Below are 7,873 nucleotides of genomic sequence, written 5' to 3'. Positions count from 1 at the left end.
CCGCGGCGGTCGACTCCGCGCCAGCGGCACCCGCGGCGGAGATCGGGGAGCCCGCGGCGGCGGGCACCGTGGCCACGCCGGCCTTGGCCAGCAGCTCGGTGCGGCCGGACTCGACGGCGTACACCGAGATGACGGCACCGCCCGGGTGGCGGGAAACGATGGTGGTCAGCTCACCGGAGGCCGGCAGGGCGCCGGACTCCTCGACCGCCAGGACCGTGGCGCCCGGCACCGAGTCGGCGACGGCGGCGTCGATGATCGCGTGGATCGACGGCGCGGTGGCGGCGTCGCCCGCGTACGCGACGTCGCCGCCGGGCAGCGTCGTGCGCGAGCCCGGGAGCTTGGAGCGGCCGCCCGAGGACGGGCGCGCGGCGGTCCAGAAGCGCTGGTGGCGCCAGTGGATGCCCGGCAGGTCGGCGAAGGCGCCGGGGCCCGCGAGCGCGGAAAGATCGATGTCGTGGCCGTGCGCGTACAGCGTCGCGCAGGCGGCCGCGATGGACTCGCCGGCGGATTCCTTGCGCTTGAGCAGGTGCACCAGCTGCGCGTCCGGCAGGCCGGCGGCGAAGGCGGTGGCCATCGTCGGCATGAGCGCCACCGGGTTCGGGGCGAACTCGACGAAGGTGGTGTAGCCGGCGGCGCAGGCGCGCGAGACGGCGTCGGAGAACCACACCGACTGGCGGGTGCAGCGCACGAAGTAGTCGGCGTCGTGGACGACGTCGCCCGGCTGGTACGTCACCCCGCGGTCGACGGAGCTGAACAGCGGCACCGTCAGCGGCGTCGGCTCGACGTCGGAGCACTCGGCCCACAGCTCGCCCAGCAGCGGGTCGAGCGCGGAGGTGTGGCCGGCGCCCTTCACGGCCAGCGGGCGGGCCATCTTGCCCTCGCCGGTCAGGAATTCGACCAGCGCGCCGATGGCGGGCTTCGGGCCGCCGACGGTGGTCATGGTCGGGGCGGCGTAGACGGCGGGCTCGACGCCGGCGAACTCCGGGTGCGCGGCCAGCAGCTCGTCGAGCTCGTCGACGGACAGCTCGACCATGGCCATGCCGCCCTGCTCGTCCTCGGCGAGCATCGACTCGCCCTCGCCCATCAGGCGAGAACGGGCGCAGGCCACGCGCATGGTCTCTTCCAGGGTGAGGCCGCCGGCGGCGTAGGCCGCGGCGATCTCGCCCATCGACATGGCGACGACGGCGGCGGGCTCGGCGCCCAGCGCGCGCATCATGTCGGCCTGGGCGACCTGGATGGCGGTGATGCCGATCTGCGCGGACTCGAGGTCGTACGTGCGCTCGTCGTCCGCGATGAGCTCCAGCAGCGACCAGCCCACGGAGTCGACGATGATCTCGTCGCACTTGGCCAGGGTTTCGGCGAACACCGGGGACAGGGCCAGGAGGTCCTTGCCCATCTTGCGGTGCTGCGAGCCGTAGCCGGAGAAGATCCACACCGGGCCCTGCGCCAGCGGCGCGTCGGCGGAGACGATGCCCGGGCCGGTCTTGCCCTCGGCGACGCGGCGCATGCCCTCGATCGCCGAGGCGGCGTCCGTGGCGGGCACGACGGCCTTGGAGCGGCCGCGGGAGCGCGAGGCCAGGGTGCGGGCGACGTCGCCCAGGTCGGCCTTGCGGTTGGCCTCCAGCCAGGACGCGAGGTCCTCGGCGGCGAGGCGGCGGCGCGAGGGCAGCAGGCCGGACACCGGCAGCAGCGCGGGCATGCCCGCCTCGCGCGCGGCGGCGGCGTCGATCGGCGCGGTCTTCTCCTCCTGCGGCGCGGCCGCGGGCGGAGAGGTGAGCACGACGTGGGCGTTGGTGCCGCCGAAGCCGAAGCCAGAGACGCCGGCGACCTTGCGGCCGGAGTATTCGGGCCACTCGCGCGGGTCCTCGACGACCTCCAGGCGGCCGCCGTCGAAGTCGATGTACGGGTTGGGGCCCGCGTAGTGCAGGGACGGCGGCAGGACGTCGTTGCGCATGGCCAGGACGACCTTGATCACGCCGGCGACGCCCGCGGCGGCCTCCGTGTGGCCGAAGTTGGTCTTGGCGCTGCCCAGCAGCGTCGGGTTGGCGGCGTCGCGGCCGCGGCCGAGCACGGTGCCCAGCGCGGAGGCCTCGATCGGGTCGCCGAGGATCGTGCCGGTGCCGTGGGCCTCGATGTAGTCGACGTCCTGCGGGCGGATGCCGGCGTCGGCGTAGGCGCGACGGAGCACGTCGACCTGCGCGTCCGGGTTCGGGGCGGTCAGGCCGTTGGAGCGGCCGTCGGAGGTGACGGCGGTGCCCTTGATCACGGCGAGCACGTCATCGCCGTCGGCCTCGGCGTCCTCGAGGCGCTTGAGCACCACGACGCCGGCGCCCTCGGCGCGGATCATGCCCGTGGCGTCCTCGGAGAACGCGTGGATGGCGCCCGTCTTGGAGAACACGCCCAGCTTGCCGAAGGACAGCGTCGCGTGCGGCGACACCAGCAGGTTCACGCCGCCGGCCACCGCCGCGTCGGCGTCGCCGTCGCGCAGCGCCCGCACGGCCTGGTGGATGGACACCAGAGACGACGAGCACGCGGTGTCCATGGTGATGGACGGGCCGCGGAAGTCGAAGGCGTAGGAGATGCGGTTGGCCAGGATCGACGGCGACGAACCGGTCAGCGCGTACGGGTGCGCGGCCGACGGATCGGACGCCATGAGCATGGCGTAGTCGTTCGTCGTCGAGCCCATGAACACGCCCACGGCCTCGCCGCGCAGCTCGGACGCCGGCAGGTGCGCGTTCTCCAGCGCCTCCCACGTCAGCTCAAGCAGGATCCGCTGCTGCGGGTCCATGTTCTCGACCTCGAGGGGCGACAGCCCGAAGAACTCGTTGTCGAAGCCCACGACGTCGTCGAGGTAGCCGCCGCGGGTGTCGCACTCGGCGATCTCCGCGGCGATGTCGGCGTCGCCCTCGTACTCGGACCAGCGGCCCTCGGGCAGGTCACCGGTGCCGGCGCGGCCCGAGACCAGCAGATCCCACATCTCGCGGATGTTCGGGGCGCCGGGGTACCGCGCCGCCATGCCGACGACGGCGATGTCCATGTCGGTGAGCTTCTCGTCGCGAAGCCTGCGCGACCGCGCGGCCTCCGCACCGGTCTGGAAGGCGTCGTACGCCGAGTCGTCCGGGTTGTCGACGTCGCCCTCGACCAGCCGCACCGCGAGCTTCGCGATGGTCGGGTACTCGTAGGCGATCGTCGCGTCGAGCCGCACGTCGAGGAGGCTCTCCAGCTCCCCGGACAGGATGACGATGTCGCGGGAGGACAGCCCGAACTCCTCCATCGGGCGCTCCGGCGTGACTTCCTCCGACGTGAGGCCGGTGGTGGTGATCACCCAGTCGCGCAGCCAATCGCGCATCTGGGCGACCGTCATGCCGGATCGTCCGTTGTTGTCATCCATCGTGGGCTTTGTCCTTAATAGTTCGCGGTTACTCGAATCCGCCGTCGAGGTAGGCGGCGCGGGCCACTCGTCGCGCGATCTTACCGGCAGACGAACGGGGGAGTTCATCGATGCCGACGATGCGGACGTCCTCCGGCTGGATGCCGTGCGAGGAGGTCACGGCGGCGCGGATCGCGGCGATCGCCGCGGCGTCGCCGGACTCGTCCTTGCGGAAGTCCCGCTCGGCGATGATCACGAGCTTTTCGACGTCGTCGCCCTCGACCGAGAACGCCGCCACGACGGCGGGGCGCACGTGGTCGGAGGCCTCGGTGACGGTGGCCTCGATGTCCTGTGGGTAGTGGTTGCGGCCTGCGATGACGATGAGGTCCTTGATGCGGCCGGTGATGTGGATTTCGTCGTCGAGGAAGACGCCCAGGTCGCCGGTGGCCATCCACTTGGCGTCCTCGGCCACGCCCTCGGCGCGGGAGCCGCCGTCGCGGCGGGCGGCGAGGTCGTTGCCGAAGACCTTCTCCGACTGCTCGAGGTCGGTGAGGTAGCCCAGCGGGATGTTGTCGCCGTGGACCCACATCTCGCCGATCTTGCCGTCGGGCAGCTCGGTGCGGGTCTCGGGATCGACGACGATGAGGTGCTGCGGCTTGGCCACGGAACCGTTGGACATGAGCGGCACGGCGTCGGCGGTGCCCGGCTCGACGCGCTGCGGCTCGCCTTCGTTGAGCGACTCGCGGGACACCCACGTCACGCGGGGGCGCTCCTCGCCCTGCGGCAGGGTGACCAGCAGGGTCGCCTCGGTCAGGCCGTAGCCCGGGCGGATGGCGTTGGTCGGCAGGCCGAACTTCTCGAAGTTCGCGCGGAACTCGCGGGTCGCCTTCTCGGTGACGGGCTCGGAGCCGACGATGAGGCCGTCGACGTTGGACAGGTCCAGGCCGGAGCCCTCCTCCGGCACGGCGAAGCGGTTGGCCAGTTCGAGGGCGAAGTTCGGGACGACGGTGTAGATGTTCACGTCGTCGTCGCCGCGCTTGTTCAGCTGCTCGATCCAGCGCTCGGGGTGCTGGATGAAGTCGCGCGGGGTCATGATGTCGAACGGCAGGCCCAGCGCGGTGACGAACGCGCCGAGGACGATGCCCATGTTGTGGTGCAGCGGCAGCCAGGTCACCAGGCGCAGCGGCAGCTGCAGGTGGGCGGCGGAGAGCACCTGGAAGACGTTGGACAGGATGGAGCGGCCGGCGATGCGGACGCCCTCCGGGGTGCGCGACGAGCCGGAGGTGAACAGCAGGACGGCGTCCTTTTCCAGCTGCGGGGCGTACTTGGCGTCCTCGGCGGGCGACACGAAGTTGTCGGCCAGCGAGTCCGGCAGCGCGTCGATGGTGAGCACGCGGGGGCGCTCGGCGGCGGGCTTGGCGGCGAAGATGGAGCGGACGGCGGCGGCGGAGCGCTTGTTGGTCAGCACGACGTTCGGCGGCGCGGCCTCGAGGACGGCGTTGAGGTGGTCGCCGTGGCCCGGCTCGGTGGGGTCGTACAGCGGCATGGCCACCTGGCAGGCGTACTGGGCGCCGAGGAAGCCGAAGAGGTACTCGGGGCTGTTGCCCATGAGCAGGGCGACGCGGTCGCCGGGCTCGCCGACCTGCTGCAGGCGGGCGGCGACGGCCTTGATGCGGCGGTTGACCTCGGCGCGCGTGTAGGTGACCAGTTCGCCCTCGCGGGAGCCGGAGAAGTCATGGAAGGCGACCTGCTGAAGGTCGAGCTCGTCCTTCATGGTGTTGATCTGCCACATCATTTCGGACAGGTTCGGCACGGACATGTCGTCGGGGAAGGCGAAGTTGCCCTCGGCATCGATGAACTGGCCCATCAGCATGCTCAGATCCATGGTGCTCCTCAGTTGTTGCGTCGTCTGTGGTGGTTTGTCGCACTCCGGGCCCATAACGTTACCGACCCGTTATTTTTTCGGATGGTGGCGCGCCGCCGGTCGCATCGGACGACCGTCGGCGGGGGCCACGCTAGCGCAGATTACTTTCGTGACTAAAAACCGTAGACGGTCGGCGTGCCATAAGTCACGTAAAGGGTGTAAACGGGTGTGACTGGTGAGACTCACGGTACGCAAGAGACACTTGCTTTGCGACGCTTTCCCTCAACCTGTAACGGTCGCACACCGAACGAGCGGCCCCGCTTCCCACCGCGGGCAACCCGGCGATCGCCGAACCCGGCCCCGCCGATCGCCGCGCATCGCTCGCGGACCGGCCGGCCCCTATCCCTCGGCGGCCAGGGCGCCGTCGATGAGGCCGCGCGCCCAGTTCTCCGTCCACGCCACGGACGTGGTGCCCGGGATGATGTTCGGGTTGTCCGCGTACGTCGCGTGGACGCCGTTGGCGGCGACGAACTCCTGCGCCCGGGCGATGGCGTTGCCGATGCCGGGGGGCGCGTCGCACACGGTGTCGCCCGGCGCGCAGATGTCCTGCACGCGGTCGTTCAATTCTCCGAAGCCCTCTCGGCCACCGCGCATCGTCGCGCCCGGCACGATCGGCTGGACCAGCATGTTCACGGGCGCGAGGGCGACCTCCGCCCCGACTCCCGCCACGGGATTGCCGGGCACCACGCCCTTGCCGGGTTCGCGGCGGCCGTCGGCGAGCAAGGCGACCCCGAGCACGCGCTCGGCCGGCACCGGACCGTTGCCGTTGCCGATCTGCGCCGCCATGTCCCCCATGATCACCGCGCCCTGCGAGAAGCCCATGAGCACGAAACCGGTCAGCGGGCACTCGGCGTGCGTCGCGGTCATCTCCTCCTGGATGCGGGCGCGGCCCTCGGCCTGCGAATCGTCGTAGGTCATCTCGTGCTGGGCGTTGAAGTTGCGGAACTGGGCGGTGTACGGGACCGTCCACACCTTCACGTCCTCCGGCGCATACGACGCCTGCAGCGGCGCCGACGCCTTGAGGATCAGCGAATTCGGGTTCGCCGTCGGGTTCAGCGGATCATCGTCCGCCCGCGACTCCCACGTGCCCGGGGCGGAAATGACCTCCACCGCCGGGCACCACTCGGGCTGCTGCGCCTGCGGCCCCGGGCCCGGCATGCCGGGCTCCCCCACCTGCGACTGGCGCAGCCATTGCCCCACGCCGGCGACGATGGCGACGACGAGGACGATGACCGCGAGCAGGGTGAGCGTTTTGCGCATGCCCGTTAGCAATACGCCGATTCGGCCGCTTTCGCAATCGACTGGGCCACGGCGGCCTCGTCCTTCTCCGTGCGCTCCTGGGCCACGACCTGGCCGGCGACCGCATTGACGACGGCCTCATCGGATTCGGCGCCCTCGCCGGAGTCGGCCGCGCCCGCGCCACAGTGGACGTGGCCCGCGGCGATGAGCTGATCCTCCGTCCCCTCGACGTCGATGCCGGCGGCGATCAGCGCGTCGAGGTAGTCCTCGTCGTCGCCGGACAACGGCATGCGGCCGTCGGGAGCGGAGCTGGCGCGCGCGGCGCCCGGCTCCGTGATGTCGCGCTCCTCGGAGTTGCGCGCCGAGGTCCGCGACGTCTCCGACGTCCTCGTCGACGACGTCTCGGAGGTGCTCGACGCCGCCTCGTCCGTGGCCGTCGTGGTCTCGGTGACGTCGGCGGACTCCACCGTCGAATCACCGCACGCCGCCAGGACCAGCGACCCCGCGCCGATCAGCGCGAGCACCGCCGCCCGGGCACGTCCCGCCCCGGGGGCGCCGCCCGAACCGGAGCGCATGCGCGCGATCATCGCCGGGCCTCCTCGATCTTGCCGTTGATCTGGCGGATCCAGCCGCCCTGGAACTCCTGCTCCAGGCCACCCGCCGGGATCTGCTTCTGCGGGCCCACCGGGTACCCGAACGGGCCGTTCTCCCAGCCCGTCGTACCCCAGTGATCCATGATCGCGCCGTCGGGAACGCCGTGGGCGCCGGACGCCGCCGACCAGTAGATGTTGCCGTGCTCGAAGCGCTGGAACTTGCCGCCGTCGCGGATGTCGATCTCGCCGGTCAGCGCGAAGCCCATCGGGCCCTCGGCGCCGCCGCCCGCGCGGTACGCCACGCCGATCGCGCCGAGCACGATCTGCGGCGCACCCGCGGCCGGCTTGACGATCTGCCCGCCCTGGAAGTCCTGGACCACGCCGCCCGGGATGTCGCGGCGGTCGGAGGTCGGGTAGCCGAGGCGGCCCTTCTCCCAGCCCTCGTTGCCCCACAGGTTCATGAAATCGCCCATGACCAGGTACGCCCCGGTCTCATGCGTCCAGTAGATGGAGCCGTGCTCGAAGTGGACGTAGCGGCCGTTGCCGTCGGGCGTGGCCATCTCGCTCGTCTTCGGGTAGCCCAGCGGCGACTGCGGCCCACCGACCTCGTGGTAACGGGCGCCGATGCGGCCCCACACGAACTGGGCGCCGGTGGCCGGGTGCCAGTAGGCGCGGCCGTTGGTGAAGTCCTGCGCCACGCCACCGTTGCCGGCCTCGTACTCCGGCGACAGGCACGAACCCATGTTG

Annotated in this window: 4 protein-coding genes and 1 pseudogene; all 5 read right to left on the bottom strand. The window is 71.4% G+C overall.

The window, feature by feature from the left end; all coding sequences use genetic code 11:
* The coding region (locus GX015_RS03950; protein ID WP_291342953.1) for a beta-ketoacyl synthase N-terminal-like domain-containing protein at positions 1-3,391 on the bottom strand (3,391 nt) is incomplete at its 3' end.
* Positions 3,392-3,419: 28 nt separating this feature from the next.
* The gene (locus GX015_RS03945; RefSeq protein WP_291342950.1) at positions 3,420-5,255 is read right to left on the bottom strand and encodes a FadD32-like long-chain-fatty-acid--AMP ligase; all 1,836 of its coding nucleotides are present in this window, start codon (positions 5,253-5,255) and stop codon (positions 3,420-3,422) included.
* Between the two features lie 378 nt (positions 5,256-5,633).
* Positions 5,634-6,554: a cutinase family protein gene (locus GX015_RS03940; RefSeq protein WP_291342949.1), complete on the bottom strand. Its 921-nt coding sequence runs from the start codon at positions 6,552-6,554 to the stop codon at positions 5,634-5,636.
* Positions 6,555-6,559: 5 nt separating this feature from the next.
* On the bottom strand, positions 6,560-7,120 hold the full coding sequence (locus tag GX015_RS03935; RefSeq protein WP_291342947.1) for a DUF732 domain-containing protein: 561 nt from the start codon (positions 7,118-7,120) through the stop codon (positions 6,560-6,562).
* Positions 7,117-7,873, bottom strand: a pseudogene (locus GX015_RS03930) (hypothetical protein); the annotation flags it as partial. The gene GX015_RS03935 and the pseudogene GX015_RS03930, both read right to left, overlap by 4 nt.

The organism is Corynebacterium sp. (assembly GCF_012837295.1).
Classification (GTDB): domain Bacteria; phylum Actinomycetota; class Actinomycetes; order Mycobacteriales; family Mycobacteriaceae; genus Corynebacterium.
The sequence above is the reverse complement of the archived record's forward strand: the minus strand, read 5'-3'. Positions and strand labels throughout refer to the sequence as shown.

Coding starts and splice junctions, on each gene's coding strand:
- GX015_RS03945 (WP_291342950.1), bottom strand. CDS start 5,255: ATGGATCTGAGCATGCTGATGGGCCAGTTCATCGATGCCGAGGGCAAC.
- GX015_RS03940 (WP_291342949.1), bottom strand. CDS start 6,554: ATGCGCAAAACGCTCACCCTGCTCGCGGTCATCGTCCTCGTCGTCGCC.
- GX015_RS03935 (WP_291342947.1), bottom strand. CDS start 7,120: ATGATCGCGCGCATGCGCTCCGGTTCGGGCGGCGCCCCCGGGGCGGGA.